The organism is Crossiella cryophila (assembly GCF_014204915.1).
Classification (GTDB): Bacteria; Actinomycetota; Actinomycetes; order Mycobacteriales; family Pseudonocardiaceae; genus Crossiella; species Crossiella cryophila.
The window spans coordinates 4705932-4724189 of sequence record NZ_JACHMH010000001.1 but is presented as its reverse complement, the minus strand read 5'-3'; the positions used below and the strand labels follow the sequence as shown (position 1 = coordinate 4724189).

Sequence of the window (18258 nt, the reverse complement as noted above, 5' to 3'; positions counted from 1 at the left end):
GTGGACGGGCGGCAGCTGGGCTCGCGACAGTGGGCGGACAACCGGTGGGGCGGCGGGTGCTGGACGACGGTCGGGTGGCGGACCGTCGGACAGTTGGCGTTCCGCGAGTGACGGTCCGCCGGTCGAGGAGTGCTGGCTCTGCGGCGGTGTTCCTGGTGTCGGCGGGCGAGGTCACCTCGGCCGGGCCGGAGATGGGTGGCGGTTCGACCGCGGCGGGTCGGATCGTGCTTGATCGGCCCGCGGTTGTGGGCGCGACCCGGCTGCTGGCAGGGGCTCGTGGGTGGCGACTGGGCGGGTTCCCGGGCGGCGCTGGGGGTTCGGTGTGAGTGTTCGGGTTGTGATCGCCGATGATCAGGCGTTGGTGCGCGGGAGTTTTGCGATGCTCGTGGACTCATCGCCGGGACTGGAGGTGGTTGGCGAGGCTGAGGATGGAGTTGCCGCGGTTGAGCTGGCGCGGCGGGAGAAACCGGATCTGGTGCTGATGGACGTACGGATGCCGGAGATGGATGGGATCGAGGCGACCCGGGTGTTGTGCTCGGGGCCGGAACCGGTGCCCCGGGTGCTGATCCTGACCACCTTCGACCTGGATTCCTACGTCTACGCGGCGTTGCGCGCCGGGGCCAGTGGGTTCCTGCTCAAGGACACTCCGCCAGCCGAGCTGCTCAACGCCATCCAGGTGGTGGCGAGTGGAGAGGCATTGCTGGCACCCAGTGTGACCCGGCGGTTGATCTCGGAGTTCGCGCGGCGGCCCGAACCCGCGCAGTCACCGGCCCTGGAACTGGACGGGTTGACCGAGCGGGAGCGGGAGGTGTTGGCGTTGATCGCCCGTGGTCTGTCCAATGTGGAACTCAGTCAGAACCTGCGGTTGAGTCTGGCCACGGTGAAGACGCACATCGGGCGGTTGCTGAGCAAGTTGCACGCGCGGGATCGGGCTCAGCTGGTGATCGTGGCCTACGAGACCGGATTGATCAGTCCACGATGAGCGGGAGGAGGACCGAACGAGCCAGGGCTTCATGACCCTTCTGGTTGGCGTGGATGCCGTCACCGCTGTCGTAGTCGGCGCGGATGGTGTTGGGGTTGACCGGGTCGCGCAGGACCTGATCGAAGTCGATCACGCTGTCGCAGGCGCCGGCGCAGTTGCCACCGGCACGGACGAAGTTGTTGACCTCGGCGCGGTACTGGTTCTGCTGGGGTGAATAGCCGGGGCGCGGGGTGATCGGGACCGCGTGGATCTTGAGGCCGGCGGCGCGGAGGCGGGTGAAGACCGCCCGGTAGCTGTCCAGGATCTGCCGGGACTGGCAGCCGAAGGCCAGGTCGTTGGTGCCGTAGTAGTAGATCACCGCGGTGACACCGTGCAGGGACAGGATGTCGCGGTCCAGGCGGGCCAGGGCGTCCAGGCCGGCCAGCGGAGGCGGGGTCTGCGGACAGGTGGCGGCGCTGGTGGTGCCACCGACGCCCGCGTTGGCCACGGCGAGGCGTTCGGCGGGCGGCAGGCTCTGGGTACGACGGGCCAGATCGTCGGTCCAGCGGCGGTTGTTGCCGTTGGCGGTGCAACCGGGGCCGCAGACCGTGCTGCCGTGACCGTCGACGACCGAGCTGCCGTAGGCCACGACCGCGCCGACGGCCTCGGTGGTGAGCACGTCCACCGCGCTGAGCAGGTAGGTGGAGCCGGTTCTCAGCGGGTACGCGGCGGGGTCGGCGACTCGGTTTCCGCTGCCGGCGGGGGTCAGGTAGTTGTCGCGCAGGGCGGCTTGGTGGCTGCTGGGACGGGTTTGACCGCTGACGAACAGGCTTACCGCGACGTCGTCCTGAGGGCGGGTCGGCAGCGGGACCGGATCACTCCATGCCTCGCCGTGCGGCGGGATGGTGATGGCGGGGCGGGCGTTGAAGCGGACCGGGCGGGTGGTGCCGGGGACTACCGCGCCCTGGCCCGCGCTGATGCCTGCCGCGGCGGCGTTGACGGTCAGCGGGGTGGTGCCGAACTCGTTCTGGACGCGGATACGCAGCGCCCGGCCGCCCTGACTGAGGTGGGCGATCATGCGGATGGACTGGTTGTCCAGGGTTTGCGGGGCGAGGGTGTGCTGGGACTGGGCCCAGGAGGTCAGCCAGCGAGGGGCGATCGGGGGCGCGGGAGCAGTCGCGGCCGAGAGGGCGGGGGCGGACGCGGAGGGGAGGGCGGCGGCGATTGTCGGCGCGGCATCGCCGGAGGCGGCGGCAGTCGCGGCAGTCGCGGGAGCGGAGTTTGCTGACGCGAGGACGGCGGTTGTGGAAGCGGTGGCCGCTGGGGCGGGGGCGGCTACTGCCACGGCGGTGGGGGCTGCCACGGCGGTGGGGGCTGCCGCCGCGGTGGGGGCTGCCGCCGCGGTGGCTGCGGTGGCGACCGCGAGCAGGAGCGCTGTGGCGAGGGCCAGGCGGCGGCGCATCAGGCGCGTTCCAGGAAGAAGTAGAAGTGGTCGCCGGTGGGGGTCAGGACCTGTTTGCCGTTCATGACGCCGAGCAGGGTGTGCTGGTCCACCCGTTTGAAGTGGTCGAGGATGGGTTGGCCGTCGTAGACCATGGTGGCGGTGACCTCGCCGCGGAACTCCACGTTCCACAGGCTTGCCTCGCCCTTGCCCGCCTCCACATTCGAGTACAGCTCGCCGCTCTCGTCTCGGCAGAGCAGGGGCTTGACGTCGGTCAGGGAGTGGAACTCCTTGCCGTACCAGCCGATCACCGCCAGCTGACCGTTGAGTGGGTGGCCGGTGACGAACTCATCGCCCTGCCAGCGGCCGGTGATCTCGGTGGCGGACACCGTCGGCAACTCCGCCCACAGCTCGTCCAGCTCCGCCGCGGTGACCTTGTCCTTACGGCTCCGCAACTCCTGGAACCTGGCCTGTGCCCGCTCGATGTTCGTCATCCCGACCTCTCCGGTTGAGCGTCCACGATCGTGCCATTCGACCATGATGATCTTGCGGTGTGAATATCATGCGGAATGCGCGCGGACTCTGGGGACCGGTCACGGGAGTTGGCCAGTGGCGCGCCGTGGCCGGGAGCGGTCACCGATCAGGACTGCCTGGCCTTGCGCGCGACCGGACTGATGGTGCAGGGGCGGAACTGGGCCGATTCGGTGCGTTTCGCCGAGGCCGCGCTGACCACGACACCCTGCCGGGACGATCCACTGTGCGTGTGGCGGGCCCTGGTGACGCTGACCTCCGCCGGGGAACTGACCGCAGCCGACACGCACTGCGCACGGCTGGTCGAGGACGTTGATCCTCGGCTGGCCGGGGCGGCGCAGCGGCGGGCGATGATGTTGCGGGTCCGGGCGCGGATCGCGGTGCAGCGTGGGGACTTCGGCGGGGCGCGGGCGGAGCTGGAGGAGTTGATCGCGCTCGAGGTGGTGCCGCGGCCGATGCGGTTGGTGTCGGTGGGCTGGCTGGCCGAGGTGCTGGTCGGGGTGGGGGCGGTGGACCGGGCGGAGGCGTTGCTCGCCCAGCACGAGTTCGACTCGGCGGTGCAGTGGCGTTCGCCGTGCCGGCCGATGCTGCTGGCGGCGCGGGCGGCGGTGCACATAGCGGCGGGGCGGGCGCAGGCGGGGTTGCGGGACTACCTGGCCAGCGGGCGGGAGTTCCTGGCGCAGGGGGTGGCGAATCCGGCGATCGTGCCGTGGCGCAACCGGGCGGCGCTGGCCGCGCTGGCGGCTCGGCGGGAGGGCCTGGCGGTGGAGCTGGCGGGGCAGGAGTGGGCGGCGGCGTTGCGCTGGGGTGAGCCGCGGGTGCTGGGGTCGGCGCTGGCCACGGTCGCGATGGTGGGGGGCACGGGTGGGGGCGTCGTGCTGCTGGGTGGGGACATGGTGGAGCGGGGCGGCGGCTTGGTAGGGACAGGCGACGGGGCGGGGCGAGGTGGTGGCACGGGGCAGGGTGGCGCGGCGGGGATGAGGATGGGGGCTGGGCAGGGTGGCATGGCGGGGATGAGTGTGGGGGCTGGGCAGGGCAGGGGTGCCGGGACTGGGGGGCGGAGCGTGGGGCAGTGGGGAGTGGATGCGGTGGAGTTGTTGAGTGAGGCCGCCGACCTGCTGGAGGTGGCGCGGGCTCGCAATGAACTGAGCGTGGTGCAGTACGAGCTGGGGGTTCGGTTGGCCGCTCGTCAGGACATCGCGGGGGCGCGGGAGCGGCTCACCCAGGCTCGGGGGCTGGCCGAGCTGGTCGGGGACGGGCGGCGGGTTCGGGCGGCGGAGGTGGCGTTGCGGGAGTTGGCGCCCGCGGTGGTGTTGACCGGGCAGGAGGAGCGGGTGGCTCGGTTGGCCCGGGATGGGTGGGCCAATCGGGAGATCGCGGCTCGATTGGGGCTGGCCGTGCGGACGGTGGAGGTTCACCTGTCACGGGCTTATCGCAAGCTGGGGATTTCCGGGCGGGATGGGTTGCGGTCCGCGATGTTCTGAGCTTCCGCGTGGGCCTGGTTGCGGTTGGACCGAAGGGTCCATGTGACCCAGGTCACATCAGCGGGGGTTGGGGTGGGCTGGGTCTGGGTGACTGGGGGCATGATCCCTGATCTCGTTCGGGTGGCCGTGCTGGTGGGTAGCGCGCGGGCCGGTTGTCGTAGCCGGAGTGTCGCCGAGTGGGTGTGTGGGCAGGCCGGGCACCGGGCCGAGTTGAGTCTGGATCTGATCGATCTGGCGACCATTCCCTTGAGTTTGGCCGGGCCTACCTGGGATCCGGGGCCCGGTGACGCGGCGACGTTGGCCGAGACCACGCCTCGACTGGCCGAGGCGGACGCCTTTGTGGTGGTCACGCCGGAGTACAACCACAGTTTCCCGGCGGTGCTGAAGAACTTCCTGGACTGGCATGTGTTGCCCTGGCAGGCCAAGCCGGTCGGGTTCGTCTCGCATGGAGGCGGGCTGGGGGGTGGGGTTCGGGCGGTGGAGCAGTTGCGGTCGGTGTTCGCCGAGCTGCGGGCCGTCGCGTTGCGGGACACGGTGAGCTTCCCCGGTGGGGCGCTGGCCTTTGACGAGCATGGGCGGCCGCGGGAGCAAGGGGGTGGGGTGGCGGCGTTGGGGACGTTGCTCGATGAGTTGGTGTGGTGGGCGTTGGCGTTACGCGAGGCACGGGCGATGCGGCCTTACCTGGGCGGATAGGGGCCTTGATGATCATCAGTGATCCTGGGGTGCGGTCGGTGCAGTTCGAGTTGGCGCATACCGGTGAGGCTCGGCAGCAGGCCGCGGCCGGTGACTGTGTGCGCCGGTGGCGGCGGTTGCGGTGGCCGGGACAACTGCTCGGCGTCGCCTGTCTGACCAGTGTGGACGGTGCCTCGGTGCTGGCCTGCAGTCAGTGGGCCGAACCCGCTGAGCCGCGGTCGTTGTGGGGACTGGACGGCGCGCCGGGCTACTCGACCGGACCTCGGCGGTATCACCGGCTCGACCAGGTCGGCCGGGCCTCGGTGCGGCCGGTGTGCTTCGCGTTGACCACGTTCGGCCGGGTCAGCGCCGCGCTGGACTGGCTGGCCTCGTTGCTGGAGCGGCCTGGCGCGGCCGGTGGGCATCTGTTCCTGCGCGATGACGGCGGGTTCCTCGGGGTGTCCGGGTGGGCCGGGCCGGTGGAGGGCGGTTTCACCATGCACGCGCTGCTGGGCGCGCCGGTATCGGTCACGGATGGGGGTTGAGGTGCTGTCTCGGGCGTGTGAGGATCGGCCGGCCATGCTGGAGGAATGGGTCGAGTCCGCGCGGGCGTTGCGGTTGCGGCTGGTCGAGGGTGGCCGGTGGGCCGAGGCGGACCGGGTGGTCACCGAGGTGCTGGGCCGGGCCTTGGCCGAGGAGGCCGTGACCGGGCCGATGCTGGCTGGACTGTCCTATGTGGCCGGTGGGCCGCGGCCGGGGTCGGCGCGCTGCCCGGACCGGGCGGAACCACTGCCGCCGCAACGGGAACTGGCGATGCGGGCGATCCTGCTGGCCAATCGCGGGGTGGACCGGGCGGGCAGCGTGGAGCTGGCAGGCCGGGTGCTGGACTCCGCGGCGTGGTCGGAGCCCGGGTGTTTCTGGTACGCGGTGCTGGCGCTGGCCTACGCCGGGGAGCCGGGCCTGGCGCGGGAGCACTGCGCCCGGGCGGCGCGGACCGCGGGCTGGGCCGGGTCGGTCCGGCAGCGGGATTCGCTGGTATTGCTCACCGCGCGGCTGGACACCTGGAATGGCGCGCCGGGGCAGGCTGTGCGGGCACTGGAATCCTTGCTGGGCAACGGGGTGCACCCGCAGTTCGCCGGATTGACCGTGGCCTGGCTGGCGGCGGCGCTGGTGGACCTCGGTGAGCTGGACCGGGCGCGGGAGTTGTTCCGGGACCACGGCCTGGATGGTGGGCTGGCGAGTGCGGCGGACCGGGCCGAGCTGCTCTTCGCCCGGGGCGGGCTGTACCGGGCGCTGGGGCAGTTCTCGTTGGCCTATCAGGACTTCCTCGCCTGCGGGCGGGCCTTGGACGGGTGGGCGGTGGTCAATCCGGCGGTGCTGCCCTGGCGGTCGCGGGCCGCGTTGTGCGCGCACGCGTTGCAGCGCGCGCCCCTGGCCACCTCGCTGGCCAGGGCGGAACTGGTCGCCGCCCGGCGCTGGGGCAGTCCGCGGGCGATCGGGCTGGCCCTGCACGCGGCCGGCTGGGACTCCGCCGCCCAGCTCGCCGAGGCCGCGGATCTGGTGCGTGGTGCGGAACTGGCGCAGGTCCGGCATGACCTCGGGGTGTTGCTGTCGGCACGGGGGCAGCGGCTCGCGGCCGAGGACGCCTTCACCGCGGCCAGGGAGGCGGCCCGGCTGATCGGGAACTCCCGGTGGGCGCACCGGACCTCGGGGCCCCGGCTGACCGGGCAGGAGGGGCGGATCGCGGCGCTGGTGCGGGCCGGGTTGAGCAACAAGGAGATCGCGGCGCGGCTGGGTGTGGTGACCAGGACCGTTGAGCTGCATCTGTCGCAGGTGTACCGCAAACTCGGGGTGGCCGGGCGGGACGGGTTGCTCCGGTCCTGAGTGCCTGGACGGCCTGACCGGGGAGGACCGCGTGCGCAAGATCGTGACCGGGTTGTTCATGTCGTTGGACGGCATCGTCGGGGCCGACGACCAATGGCAGTTCGCCTACTTCGACGAGGAACTGTTCGCGGGGATCGCCGCCGGGTTCGCCCGAGCCGACACCGTGCTGCTGGGCAGGCACTCCTACCAGGGGTACGACGCGCTCCGCGTCGAGCACCCGGACTCACCGATGGTCGCCTTCCTGGACGGGACGACCAGGTACGTCGTGTCCACGACGCTGACCGAGATCGGTTGGCCCGGCACCACGGTGCTCGGCGGTGACCTGCGCGAGCAGGTCTCGCGGCTCAAGCGGCAGCCCGGTAAGGACATCCTGGTCCTTGGCAGCCCCACTCTGGTGCGCTGGCTGCTGGGCAACGGCCTGCTGGACGAGTTCAACGTCAGCGTCCTGCCGATCATCGTCGGCTCCGGGGTTCGGCTCTTCCAGGACATGGACCTGCCGGCAGGCCACGTCGGTCTCCGGCTCGCGGGCGCGAAAACCCTCGCCAGTGGCGTGCTGGAAACGCGGTACACGCTCGCGAGCACCTAGCCCGGCATCCGCACCGGGGTGCTAACGCGCCGCGTCCGCCGCGGCCTCCTCCAGGTCCAGGCGTTCCAACTCGCCGCGCACGATGTCGTCGGGCAGCTCCCCCGCCTTGCGCGCCCGCACCAGTGCGGTGCGCTGGGCGGCGAGCATCTGCTGGCGCACGGTGAGCAGGAGTGCGCGTTCGGCCGGGGTCATCCGGGTCTCGTCGGACTCGCGGCTGGCGGCCAGGGCGGTGGTGAACCTCTCCCGCAACCGGCCGAACACCGCCGGATCGGCGCCCTCGGGGACCGTGCCGAGCGAGTCGCGGGCGGCTTCCCGGACGATGTCCCTGGCCTTGGCCGCACCCCATTCGGCCCGGCGTTCCTCCTCGGGGGCGGCCAGGTTCAGGCGGCGGATCAGCAACGGCAGGGTGGGGCCCTGGATGAGCAGGGTGCCGACCGCGACGACGAAGGCCAGGGCCTGGATGAGGTCGCGGCCGGGCAGGCCCGCTGGCACGCCGGCCGCGGCGGCCATGGTGACCACGCCGCGCATGCCGGTCCAGGAGATCACCGCCATGTACTGCCACGGCAGCTGGTGCGGCACCAGGCGGGTCCGTCTGCCCCGCCGCCAGTTCCGGCCGGTCATCCGGCCGCGCAGCACCCCGTGGCCGTAGGTCAGGAACACCCACACCGGGCGCACCAGCAGCACCACCGCGAGCACCGCGGCCGCGCCGAGCACGAAGCCCTGCCAGGAGATGCCGGTGGCCGGCAGTGCGGCGAAGACGAACTTGCACTGCAAACCCATGTAGGCGAAGACGAACGCCTCCAGCAGCACGTCCAGGCTGCGCCAGACCTGCCTGCCCTGCAACCGGGTGGCGAAGGACGCCTTGGCGTCGTTGTGCCCCAAGGCGATCCCGGCCGCCACCACCGCGAGCACCCCGGAGGCGTGCACCTCCTCGGCGAGCAGGTAGGCGGCGAAGGGCACCACCAGGCCGAGCGCGGTCTCCAGTCCGCTGTCCCGCAACCGGGACCGGGTCCAGTGCACCACCAGCGCGAGGGCCAGGCCGATCAGCACGCCTGCCAGCACGCCGTAGCCGAAGAGCAGGAACGGGTTGCCGAACAGGGTGTCCTTGCCGGTTGCGGCGGCCACCGCCAGGGTGAACAGGGTCAGCGCGGCGGCGTCGTTAACCAGGCTCTCCCCGGTCAGGATGGCCATGAGTTTCTTCGGCAGCCCCAGTTTCCGGCCCACCGACAGCGCAGCCACCGCGTCCGGCGGGGCCACCACCGCGCCCAGCAGCAACGCGGGCACCAGCGCCAGGCCCGGCACCGCCCAGGCCGCGACCACCCCGGTGACCGCGGTGGAGACCACCACCAGACCGATGCCAAGGGACAGGATCGGCCGCAGGTTGCGGGCGAAGCTGACGAAGGAGAAGTCCAGCGCCGCGGAGTACAGCAGCGGCGGCAGCACCACGCTCAGGATCAGCTCCGGCGCCAGCTCGAAGCGGGGCAGCCCGGGAATGAACGAGATCGCCGAGGCGAGCACCACCACGACCAGCGCGGGCTGCCTGCCCTTGCGGCTGGCGAACGCGGTGACCGCGATCGCGCCGACGACCACCAGGAGCAACTGGATCGCACTCACCTCCGCCGCGGGGCACCGGATCGGTGCGCCGCACGGTAACCGACCCGGCGGCCCGGTCCGGCCGGGAACTCCGCGCGCGGCCCGGCCTTCACCACATCCGGGGACACCCGGGGCGAACCCAATAGATAGGTACCCCTACGGATCCCCGCCCTGATTGTCCGCCTCACACCGCTGGCTGATCGTGACTCGGGCAACTCCCCCTGCGAAGGAGTCACGATGCGACAAGGAAATCGGGCGGCGGTCCTGACCGCGCTGGGCGCGTTACTCGCGCTGGGCGCGGCCGCCGCGCCTGCCGCGGCCGCACCCGCGGAGGGCACGATCCGCAGCACGCCGGAGGCGGTGGCAGGCAGCTACATCGTGGTGCTCAAGGACGGCCCCGCGGTGGCGAGCACGCTCACCGACCGCTACGGCGGCCGCGTCACGCACAACTACGGCGCCGCCCTGCACGGCTTCGCCGCCGCCATGACCGAGACCCAGGCCAAGCGGCTGGCCGCGGACCCCCGGGTGGACTACGTGGCCCAGGACGGGCTCGCGCACGCCACCGACACCCAGAACGACCCGGAATGGGGCCTGGACCGCACCGACCAGCGGGACCTGCCGCTGGACAAGAAGTACAGCTACGCCAACGACGGCAGCGCGGTCACCGCCTACGTGCTCGACACCGGCATCCGCAACTCGCACCAGGACTTCGGCGGGCGGGCCAAGAGCGGCTACGACTTCATCGACAACGACGCCGACGCCAGTGACTGCCACGGGCACGGCACGCACGTGGCGGGCACCGTCGGCGGCACCCGGTACGGGCTGGCCAAGAAGGTCAACCTGGTCGGCGTGCGGGTGCTCAACTGCCAGGGCAGCGGCCAGTGGTCGCAGATCATCGGCGGCATCGACTGGGTGGCAAAGAACGCCAAGAAGCCCGCGGTGGCCAACATGAGCCTGGGCGGCACCGGGTCCAACCAGGCCCTGGAGGACGCGGTCCGCAAGGCCATCGGCACCGGGGTGACCTTCGTGCTGGCCGCCGGCAACTCCGGGCAGGACGCCTGCGGTTTCACCCCGGCCAAGGTGGCCGAGGCGGTGACCGTGGGCGCGACCCAGCAGAACGACGCCCGCGCGGTGTGGAACGGCCAGTCCGTCTCCTCCAACCACGGCTCCTGCCTGGACATCTGGGCGCCGGGCACCAACACCGTGTCCGCCTCGCACACCGATGACACCGGCACCAAGACCATGAGCGGCACCTCGATGGCCTCGCCGCACGTGGCCGGGGTCGCCGCGCTCTACCTCAACGAGAACCCGTCGGCGACCAACCAGCAGGTCCGCGACGCGCTGGTGAACGACTCGACCAAGGACAAGCTCAGCGACATCCGCACCGGTTCGCCGAACCGGTTGCTCTACAGCGGTCTCATCGGCGGCGTGCCGGTCACCAACGACTTCTCGGTCGCGGTGGACCCGGCCGCGGTGACGGTGGAGGAGCCGGGCGGCTCGGCCGAGTCGGCCGTGACGACCAAGGTGGTCAAGGGCCAGGCCGAGGCCGTCGAACTCACCGCGAGCGGCCTGCCCTCGGGCGCCACCGCGGCCTTCGACCCGTCCTCGGTGACCGCGGGGGAGGGCGCGAAGCTGACCATCTCGACCTCGGCGAGCACGCCCAAGGGCAGCTACCAGGTGACCGTGTCGGGCAAGTCGAAGTCGGCGACCCGCACCGCGACCGTGGCGCTGACCGTGGGCAAGCCGGGCAGCTCGCCCTTGTCCGTCTCGCTGTCCCCCGCCTCGGGCAGCGCGCGGCCGGGCGGCTTCCTGCAGACCAAGATCACCGTGACCGGTGGCGCTGCGACCCTGTCGGCCTCCGGCGCACCGGCCGGGACCAGCGTGTTCTTCTCCCCCGCCCAGGTCTCCGACGGCGGCACCTCGACCGCCTTCATCTGGACCGGGTTCGGCAGCGCGGCAGGCAGCTACACCATCAAGATCACCGCGACCAGCGGTGACAAGTCGGGCAGCAGCGACTACGCCCTGACGATCACCAGGTGAGGTTGACCGGGTGATCACCTCGGCGAGGGCTCCCTACTACCGCCAGGGAGCCCTCGCCGCAGGTGGTCAGTGCCCGCGGGTGATCCACTCCTGCAGGTTGGGCGCCTCGGCCCGGATGGTGGTGCTGCCGCCGTGCCCGGTGTGCACGGTGGTGTCCAGCGGCAGGCTCAGCAGCCGGTCCCTGATCGAGCCGATGATGGTGTCGAAGCTGCTGAAGGAGCGGCCGGTGGCGCCGGGTCCGCCCTGGAACAGGGTGTCGCCGGTGAAGACCACGTTCAGCTCTGGCACGTGGAAGCAGCAGGCGCCCGGCGCGTGGCCGGGGGTGTGCAGCACGTGCACCGCGGTCCCGGCGACCTCGATCACCTGGCCGTCCCGCAGCGCGTCGTCCGGCTCCCGGTCCGGGTGGGTCAGCTCCCACACCGGCAGGTCCTCCGGGTGCAGCAGGATCGGCGCGCCGGTGGCCTCGGCCAGCTCCGGGGCGTAGCGGATGTGGTCGTCGTGGGCGTGCGTGGCCAGGATCGCGGCCACCCGCCGGTCGCCGATCAGCTCGCGGATCGCCTCGACGTCGTGCGGGGCGTCGAAGACCACGCATTCCGCGTCGTCGCCGAGCACCCAGACGTTGTTGTCGACCTCGAAGGTCTGCCCGTCCAGGCTGAACGTGCCGGAGGTGACCGTGTGGTCGATCCGGACGGCCATCAGAAGACCACCACCGAGCGCAGCACGCCGCCGGTGTGCATCTTCTCGAACGCGCCCTCCACCCCGTCCAGCGGGATCTCCTCGCTGACGAAGGCGTCCAGGTCCAGCTTGCCCTGCCGGTACAGCTCGACCAGCGTGGGGAAGTCGCGGCTGGGCAGGCAGTCGCCGTACCAGGAGGACTTGAGCGCGCCGCCGCGGGAGAAGAAGTCGATCAGCGGCATCTCGATGGTCATCTCCGGGGTGGGCACGCCGACCAGCACCACGGTGCCAGCCAGGTCGCGGGCGTAGAAAGCCTGCTTCCAGGTCTCCGGGCGGCCGACCGCGTCGATCACCACGTCCGCGCCGTTGCCGCCGGTCAGCTCCTGGATCGCGGCGACCGGGTCGGTCTCCCTGGCGTTGACGACGTGGGTGGCGCCGAAGCCCCTGGCCAGCTCCAGCTTGGCCGGGTCCATGTCCACCGCGATGATGGTGTGCGCCCCGGCCAGCGCGGATCCGGCGATCGCGCCGTCGCCGACGCCGCCGCAGCCGATCACCGCCACCGAGTCGCCGCGCCCGACGCCGCCGGTGTTGATGGCCGCGCCGATGCCGGCCATCACCCCGCAGCCGAGCAGGCCGACCGCGGCCGCCCTGGCCTCCGGGTCGACCTTGGTGCACTGACCGGCGGCGACCAGGGTCTTGTCCGCGAACGCGCCGATGCCCAGCGCCGGGCTGAGCGGGGTGCCATCGGTCAGCGTCATCGGCTGGGCCGCGTTGTGGGTGTTGAAGCAGTACCAGGGCCGCCCGCGCCGGCACGCCCGGCACTGACCGCAGACCGCACGCCAGTTCAGCACCACGAAGTCACCTGGTTCGACCTCGGTGACGCCGGGGCCGACCGCCTCGACGATCCCGGCGGCCTCGTGGCCGAGCAGGAACGGGAACTCGTCGTTGATGCCGCCCTCGCGGTAGTGCAGGTCGGTGTGGCAGACCCCGCACGCCTGCACCTTCACCACGGCCTCGCCCGGCCCGGGGTCCGGTACCACGATGGTCACCAGTTCGACGGGCGCCTGCTTGCTCCTGGCGATCACGCCACGGACCTCTTGAGCCACGGTGCTCTCCCTTCGGTGCGTGAGTGCACGGTTGCAGACATGCGCATGATTCGCCACGCCTGGACCGCGCGCGTCAACCGAGTGGATCAATGCCCGACCGGGCGAAAAGCGCAACGTGCACGCAATCGATTTCGCCAAGATTCTTTCTTAATTTGCGGCCGGGTCAATAAGGTGTCCGCGGGGACAGCGCGCAGCAAGGGGTCAGACAGTTGGCGACGATCAGTGATGTAGCCGCACGGGCAGGGGTGTCCACCGCGACGGTCTCGCGGGCGTTGAACGGCAAGTCCACCGTGGATCCGGAGCTGGCGAGCCGGGTCAGGGCGGCGGCGAAGGAACTCGGGTACCGGCCCAACGGCCTGGCCCGCAACCTGCGCAGGCAGGAGACCGCGGTACTCGCCTTGATCATCTCGGACGTGGAGAACCCGTTCTTCACCGCGATCGCCCGCGGGGTGGAGGACACCGCGCAGGCCGGTGGCTTCCAGGTGGTCCTGTGCAATTCCGATGAGAACGCGGACAAGGAGCGGCGTTACGTCGAGGTGGCGCTGAGCGAGCGCGCGGCCGGCGTGATCGTCTCGCCCTCGGGGCTGCCCGGCAGCCTGGACCCGCTCTTCGACAGCGGCACCCCGGTGGTGGCGGTGGACCGGCGGATGCCGGACCGCTCCTGCGACATGGTGCTGGTGCACAGCCGCCTGGCCGCCCGCCAGGCCACCGAGCACCTGATCGAACAGGGCTACCAGCGGATCGCCTGCCTGACCGGCCCGGAGGGGGTGCCCACGGCCGATGACCGCGCCGCGGGCTACCGGGACGCCCTGGTCGGCACCGGCCGCCGGGAGGTGCTGCGCCGGGCCGAGTACCGGGCGCCGGGCGCGCAGGTGGCGGCCTCGGAGCTGCTGGGCGGGCCGGAGCGGCCGGACGCGCTGCTGGTGGGCAACAGCGCGATGGCGGTCGGGGTGCTGGGCGCGATGCGCGCGCACGGCCTGCGGGCCGGGATCGACCTGGGGCTGGTCTCCTTCGACGACGCGCCGTGGACGACGTTGCTGGAGCCGCAGCTCAGCGTGGTGGCCCAGCCCGCCTACCAGATCGGTGTGCAGGCCACCCGGCTGCTGCTGGCCCGGATCGCCGATCCGGGGCGACTACCCAGCACGGTGACCCTGGACGCCCGGCTGATCGCCCGCGGCAGCTCGTCCAGGAGTCCAGGGTCGCCGTGATCACCAGGCGCTCGGGCAGTACTTCTCCTGACTCCGCGAGGTCCGCACGCAGCCGGTGCTGAAGTCGGCGCGCACCCGCAGCACGCCGTTGCCGAACTCGGTCTCCTGCACCTTGGGATCGCCGTCCACCCAGCGGAATCCGGTCATCGCCTCGGTGCCCGCCAGCCTGTGCAGGGGTGAGAACACCTTGTGCAGCTCGGCGATCCGCTCGCCGTGCCGGTCCAGCTCCCCCTGGTCCAGCACCAGGTTCGGCGGGACGTTGTAGAGCAGCGCGAGCAGGATGCGGTCCTTGGCCAGGGCGGGGAGTTTGGACAGCGGCAGCTCCCAGCGGTCGGTGGAGATCAGCGAGTCGTGCAGCACGGTCTGGTACAGCGGGACGCGCACGGCCGGGTCGAACATGAACCGGGTCAGCTCGGCGGAGAGTTCCACCGGTTTGAAGAAGAACGACGGGGCCGCCTCCGGGTACCAGGCACCCCAGTTCGCCTTGTCCCGCTGGGCTTTCCACAGCGCGTTGGTGACCGGCGTCGAGGAGCCGTGGTTGAAGGCGAGGACCTGGTTCGCCCAGCCGGCCGCGGTTTCCGAGCCGAGCACCAGGCGGCGCTCGCCGGAGAGGTAGGCCATCCGCTTCAGGCGGTTGGCGCGATCCTGTTGCCGGGTCATCGGATGAGCAGGCGAGTGGTCGTCGAAGAGTTCGCTGGCGGCGTCGACGTCGAGGAAGTAGCTGTCCGCGCCGTTGGCCGTCCACTCGCGCACCCGGTCCCGGTAGACCTCATCGGGCAGGGCGGCGGTGCTGAGGTAGCAGCCGCGACCGCCGAACCCGGTCTCCGGGGTGCCGTCGGCCTTGCGCACACAGCCTTCCGGCCAGAGCTTGCCCGGCCAGACCGAGCCGGGGTTGTCCGCGGTGGCCGGGTCCTGGGCGTTGTCCCAGGAGTCGTACGGGCCGACCAGGTACCCGGCCTGCCGCGCCTCGGTGACCGCCTCCTTGCTCATCGGTGTGCCGTCGTAGCCCAGCCACAGCCGGTCGATGCCGAGTTCCCGCAACCGGCGCACGCCCTCGACCTGCCGGGCCTGCCCCCAGCCGTAGGCGTGCAACGCGCCGAGCAGTTTCTCCGCGGCGGGATTGGCCTTGATCTTCGCCCGCAGGTTGCCGAGTCCGCCGCGAGCGGCCAGGAACCGGCGGTAGTCCGCGGCGGCGGCCACCGGGGAGCCGTCGGTGAGTCCGAAGTCGACGGTGTAGTCCGGGGTCCGGTCGGTGAAGGTGTGTTCGGCGGTGGCGTGCAACCGTTTGTCCACAGTAGACACAGCGAGGTCGGTGCCGATCTCGGTGGACACCAGGTAGCTCACCCCGCGCCCGCCAACGGTCTGGCCCCAGAACGGCAGCGTGAGCCCGCCGGAGACCGGGACGCTGCCCAGCCGCTCGGCCCACCAGGTGTCGGTGACCGGCACGGACAGGCCCTCGCCGCGCGGCACGGCCAGCCGGGTGGTGGCAGGGTCGGCGCCGGTGACCGGCCAGCGCAGGCTGTCCCGTCCACCGTGGACGGTCACCCGCAGCCTGCCATCGCGCACCCCGGCCCGGACCCGGTAGCCGCGCTCGGGGTACTGCCAGCTCACGCCGTCCCGGTCCCGCCGCAGGTCGGTCACCGGCCCCAACCCGTCAACACCCGCTGACACCAGGGCCGGACCGGTGATCTCCATTGTGGACGGACGCAGGCGCAGCACACCACCGGTCACCGGGAACAGCACCTCGCCGGCGGCGGGTTCGGCGACGGCGGGTGATCCGGTGAGCAGCAGGGCCAGGGCCAGGCCGACGGACACGGCTCGTTCACGTGATGTTCGCACCGGATCACCATGTCGGGTGCGAATGAGAGTCCGGTGAGAATCCCTTGGCTACCATCGGGGGCATCATGCGGGTACTGGTGGCCGAGGACGACGATGCCGTGCGCACGGCGGTCGAGCTGGCGCTGAGCACCGCGGGCCACGAGGTGCGCGGGGTGGGCGACGGTGGGCTGGCGCTGGCCGAGATCGCGGACTGGCGGCCGGACGCGGTGGTCCTCGACCTGCTCATGCCCTTCACCGACGGCCTCACCGTGTGCCGCCGGTTGCGCGCCAGCGGTGACCGCACGCCGATCCTGGTGCTGACCGCCAGGGACACGGTGGGCGACCGGATCGCCGGGCTGGACGCCGGGGCCGATGACTACCTGGTCAAGCCGTTCGACCTGGACGAGTTGCTGGCCAGGGTGCGGGCGCTGCTGCGCAGGGCCTACCCGGCGGATCCGGCGATCCTGCGACACGGGGATCTCATCGTGGACACCGCCGCCCGGCTGGTGCGGCGCGGGGACCGGCGGATCGAGTTGAGCCGCACCGAGTTCGCCCTGCTGGAGGTGCTCGCGCGCAACGCGGGCCGGGCGCTGCCGCGGGAGTCGATCATCGAGCTGGTGTGGGGTCCCGGACTGTCCACCGCGAACTCGCTGGCGGTGTATATCCGGTATCTGCGCGGCAAGCTGGAGACGCCTGGCGAGCCCCCGTTGCTGCACACCATTCGCGGACTTGGATATCGACTGGGTGATCCGTGAGGCGCCGGTGGCCGTTGCGGGCCAGAATCGCTGTCACCGGCGCGCTGGCGGTCGCGCTGACATCCACGGCGATGGCGGTGACCGCCTACCTGCTGTTCGCGGGTGAGCTGCACCGGTCGACCGACCTGGGTTTACAGCGGGAGGTGACTCGGCTGAAACGCGTGGCCCTCGACGCCTGGATCCCCGCCGGCCCCTGCGAGTTCATCACCGCGCCCGCGTGCGCGCAGAAGGTGACCGCGGACGGGCGGATCACCGACGACGCCGGTCTGCCGGTCACCGAGGAGACCCGCGCGGTCGCCGCGGGCAGGCGCACCGCCTTCTTCAGCGCGGCCACCATCGGCGGCCACCCGGTGCGCATGCTCACCTCCCCGCTGGCCGAGGGGGTGGCGGTGCAGGTGGCGGTGCGCTCGGACCGCACCGACGACAGCCTCACCCGGATCGGCTGGGCACTCATCGGCGCCGGACTGGTCGGCGTCGCGGTGGCCGCCGCGGCCGGATACCTGGTGGCGCGCACCGGTTTGCGCCCCGTGGCCGCACTCACCGAGGCGGCTGAGCTGGTGGCCGCGAACCGGGATCCCCAGGCCCGCATCGAGGTCGACGGCGCGGACGAGCTGGCCCGGCTGTCCGCCGGGTTCAACACCATGCTCGCCGAACTGGACGCCGCCCTTGCCGCGCAACGACAACTGGTCGCCGACGCCTCGCACGAACTGCGTACCCCGCTGACCGGCCTGCGTGCCAACATCGACCTGCTGCGCCGCGCCGACCAGCTCACCCAGACCCAGCGCGGCGACGTGCTCACCGCCCTGCACACCCAGGCCACCCGGCTCACCGGGCTGGTCACCGACCTGATCGAACTGGCCCGCGGCGAGGAAGCCGCCGACCCGGCCGAGGAACTCCGCCTGGACCTGTTGGTCGAGCACGTGGCCGCCGAGGTGGGCGCCCACTGGCCACGCACCGCCTTCTGCCTGGACCTGGATCCGACCGCGATCACCGGCCAGCCCGGCAGGCTGGCCCGCGCGGTGCGCAACCTGCTGGACAACGCGGGCAAGTTCAGCCCACCCGGTGGGATCGTGCGGGTGTCCTTGCACGACAAGGAGTTGCGGGTGCTCGACCAGGGCCCGGGGATCCCGGCCGCGGACCTGGACCTGGTGTTCGAGCGCTTCTACCGCTCCCCCGCGGCCCGTTCGCTGCCAGGCTCCGGACTCGGCCTGGCGATCGTCGGCCAGGTCGCACGAGCCCACGGCGCGACCGTCTCCGCGGAGTCCCCCGAGGGCGGCGGCACATTGCTGCGCATGCGCTTCAACTGACCCCCGGCGTGTTGGCCGTTCTCGTACGCAGTCTTGGCCGTTGTCGTACACAGTCTTGGCCGAACTGGTACACCCTCCGGCCAACACACCGCCCACAACGGCCAACACACCGTCCAGTTCGGCCAACACACCGTACGAGAACGGCCAACACTGGGGGCTTTGGTTGGTCGCGGACTCCTTGTGGACTATTGCCACAC

General features: G+C 71.7%; 16 protein-coding genes. 10 read left to right on the top strand and 6 right to left on the bottom strand.

Annotated elements, in window-relative coordinates:
* The first annotated feature begins 322 nt into the window (after nucleotides 1-322).
* Nucleotides 323-982: a response regulator transcription factor gene (locus tag HNR67_RS21160; protein WP_312987741.1), complete on the top strand. Its 660-nt coding sequence runs from the start codon at nucleotides 323-325 to the stop codon at nucleotides 980-982.
* Here the strand turns inward: HNR67_RS21160 and HNR67_RS21155 are convergent.
* Together HNR67_RS21155 and HNR67_RS21150 are read right to left on the bottom strand one after the other, a co-directional pair.
* Nucleotides 969-2423, bottom strand: coding sequence for a GDSL-type esterase/lipase family protein (locus tag HNR67_RS21155; protein ID WP_185003974.1), 1455 nt, complete (start codon nucleotides 2421-2423; stop codon nucleotides 969-971). The genes HNR67_RS21160 and HNR67_RS21155 overlap by 14 nt on opposite strands.
* The gene (locus tag HNR67_RS21150; RefSeq protein WP_185003973.1) at nucleotides 2423-2896 is read right to left on the bottom strand and encodes a DUF4334 domain-containing protein; all 474 of its coding nucleotides are present in this window, start codon (nucleotides 2894-2896) and stop codon (nucleotides 2423-2425) included. Before HNR67_RS21150 ends, HNR67_RS21155 begins: the two co-directional genes overlap by 1 nt.
* Before the next feature lie 75 nt (nucleotides 2897-2971).
* Between HNR67_RS21150 and HNR67_RS45750 the strand changes: the two genes are divergently transcribed.
* From HNR67_RS45750 to HNR67_RS21125, 5 genes are all read left to right on the top strand, one after another.
* Nucleotides 2972-4417 (top strand): helix-turn-helix transcriptional regulator, encoded by a 1446-nt coding sequence (locus HNR67_RS45750; RefSeq protein ID WP_185003972.1) that lies wholly within the window; start codon nucleotides 2972-2974, stop codon nucleotides 4415-4417.
* Nucleotides 4418-4516: 99 nt separating this feature from the next.
* Nucleotides 4517-5110 (top strand): NADPH-dependent FMN reductase, encoded by a 594-nt coding sequence (locus HNR67_RS21140; RefSeq protein ID WP_185003971.1) that lies wholly within the window; start codon nucleotides 4517-4519, stop codon nucleotides 5108-5110.
* Nucleotides 5111-5148: 38 nt separating this feature from the next.
* The gene (locus HNR67_RS21135) at nucleotides 5149-5634 is read left to right on the top strand and encodes a hypothetical protein (protein ID WP_185003970.1); all 486 of its coding nucleotides are present in this window, start codon (nucleotides 5149-5151) and stop codon (nucleotides 5632-5634) included.
* Nucleotides 5635-5668: 34 nt separating this feature from the next.
* The gene (locus HNR67_RS21130; protein WP_185003969.1) at nucleotides 5669-6973 is read left to right on the top strand and encodes a LuxR C-terminal-related transcriptional regulator; all 1305 of its coding nucleotides are present in this window, start codon (nucleotides 5669-5671) and stop codon (nucleotides 6971-6973) included.
* Between the two features lie 31 nt (nucleotides 6974-7004).
* A complete protein-coding gene (locus HNR67_RS21125) occupies nucleotides 7005-7559 on the top strand; it encodes a dihydrofolate reductase family protein (protein ID WP_185003968.1) in 555 nt (184 codons plus the stop codon).
* A gap of 21 nt (nucleotides 7560-7580) precedes the next feature.
* Here HNR67_RS21125 and HNR67_RS21120 read toward each other — a convergent pair whose 3' ends face one another.
* Nucleotides 7581-9173, bottom strand: a complete 1593-nt coding sequence (locus HNR67_RS21120; protein WP_185003967.1) for a cation:proton antiporter — start codon at nucleotides 9171-9173, stop codon at nucleotides 7581-7583.
* Between the two features lie 216 nt (nucleotides 9174-9389).
* On the opposite strand from HNR67_RS21120, the gene HNR67_RS21115 reads away from it, so the two are divergent.
* Complete coding sequence (locus HNR67_RS21115) at nucleotides 9390-11192, top strand: S8 family peptidase (RefSeq protein WP_185003966.1); 1803 nt, start codon at nucleotides 9390-9392, stop codon at nucleotides 11190-11192.
* A gap of 66 nt (nucleotides 11193-11258) precedes the next feature.
* Here HNR67_RS21115 and HNR67_RS21110 read toward each other — a convergent pair whose 3' ends face one another.
* The gene (locus HNR67_RS21110; RefSeq protein WP_185003965.1) at nucleotides 11259-11888 is read right to left on the bottom strand and encodes an MBL fold metallo-hydrolase; all 630 of its coding nucleotides are present in this window, start codon (nucleotides 11886-11888) and stop codon (nucleotides 11259-11261) included.
* Complete coding sequence (locus HNR67_RS21105) at nucleotides 11888-12973, bottom strand: S-(hydroxymethyl)mycothiol dehydrogenase (RefSeq protein ID WP_185003964.1); 1086 nt, start codon at nucleotides 12971-12973, stop codon at nucleotides 11888-11890. The genes HNR67_RS21110 and HNR67_RS21105 overlap by 1 nt, the downstream gene beginning before the upstream one ends.
* A 209-nt stretch (nucleotides 12974-13182) precedes the next feature.
* Here HNR67_RS21105 and HNR67_RS21100 point away from each other — a divergent pair, with 209 nt between their 5' ends.
* Nucleotides 13183-14181 (top strand): LacI family DNA-binding transcriptional regulator, encoded by a 999-nt coding sequence (locus HNR67_RS21100; RefSeq protein WP_185003963.1) that lies wholly within the window; start codon nucleotides 13183-13185, stop codon nucleotides 14179-14181.
* Here the strand turns inward: HNR67_RS21100 and HNR67_RS45745 are convergent, their stop codons facing one another.
* The gene (locus tag HNR67_RS45745) at nucleotides 14182-16020 is read right to left on the bottom strand and encodes a glycoside hydrolase (protein ID WP_221489991.1); all 1839 of its coding nucleotides are present in this window, start codon (nucleotides 16018-16020) and stop codon (nucleotides 14182-14184) included.
* 65 nt (nucleotides 16021-16085) lie between these two features.
* Here HNR67_RS45745 and HNR67_RS21090 point away from each other — a divergent pair, with 65 nt between their 5' ends.
* Both HNR67_RS21090 and HNR67_RS21085 read left to right on the top strand, forming a co-directional pair.
* Entirely contained in the window at nucleotides 16086-16754 is a 669-nt protein-coding gene (locus tag HNR67_RS21090) for a response regulator transcription factor (RefSeq protein WP_185003962.1), read from the top strand.
* On the top strand, nucleotides 16751-18061 hold the full coding sequence (locus tag HNR67_RS21085) for a HAMP domain-containing sensor histidine kinase (RefSeq protein WP_312987735.1): 1311 nt from the start codon (nucleotides 16751-16753) through the stop codon (nucleotides 18059-18061). The genes HNR67_RS21090 and HNR67_RS21085 overlap by 4 nt, the downstream gene beginning before the upstream one ends.
* The last annotated feature ends 197 nt before the right edge of the window (nucleotides 18062-18258 follow it).

Excerpts from the sequence above, each read along its gene's own strand:
- HNR67_RS21155 (WP_185003974.1), bottom strand. The coding sequence starts at position 2,423 with ATGCGCCGCCGCCTGGCCCTCGCCACAGCGCTCCTGCTCGCGGTCGCC.
- HNR67_RS21150 (WP_185003973.1), bottom strand. The coding sequence starts at position 2,896 with ATGACGAACATCGAGCGGGCACAGGCCAGGTTCCAGGAGTTGCGGAGC.
- HNR67_RS45750 (WP_185003972.1), top strand. The coding sequence starts at position 2,972 with ATGCGCGCGGACTCTGGGGACCGGTCACGGGAGTTGGCCAGTGGCGCG.
- HNR67_RS21140 (WP_185003971.1), top strand. The coding sequence starts at position 4,517 with ATGATCCCTGATCTCGTTCGGGTGGCCGTGCTGGTGGGTAGCGCGCGG.
- HNR67_RS21130 (WP_185003969.1), top strand. The coding sequence starts at position 5,669 with ATGCTGGAGGAATGGGTCGAGTCCGCGCGGGCGTTGCGGTTGCGGCTG.
- HNR67_RS21115 (WP_185003966.1), top strand. The coding sequence starts at position 9,390 with ATGCGACAAGGAAATCGGGCGGCGGTCCTGACCGCGCTGGGCGCGTTA.
- HNR67_RS21110 (WP_185003965.1), bottom strand. The coding sequence starts at position 11,888 with ATGGCCGTCCGGATCGACCACACGGTCACCTCCGGCACGTTCAGCCTG.
- HNR67_RS21090 (WP_185003962.1), top strand. The coding sequence starts at position 16,086 with ATGCGGGTACTGGTGGCCGAGGACGACGATGCCGTGCGCACGGCGGTC.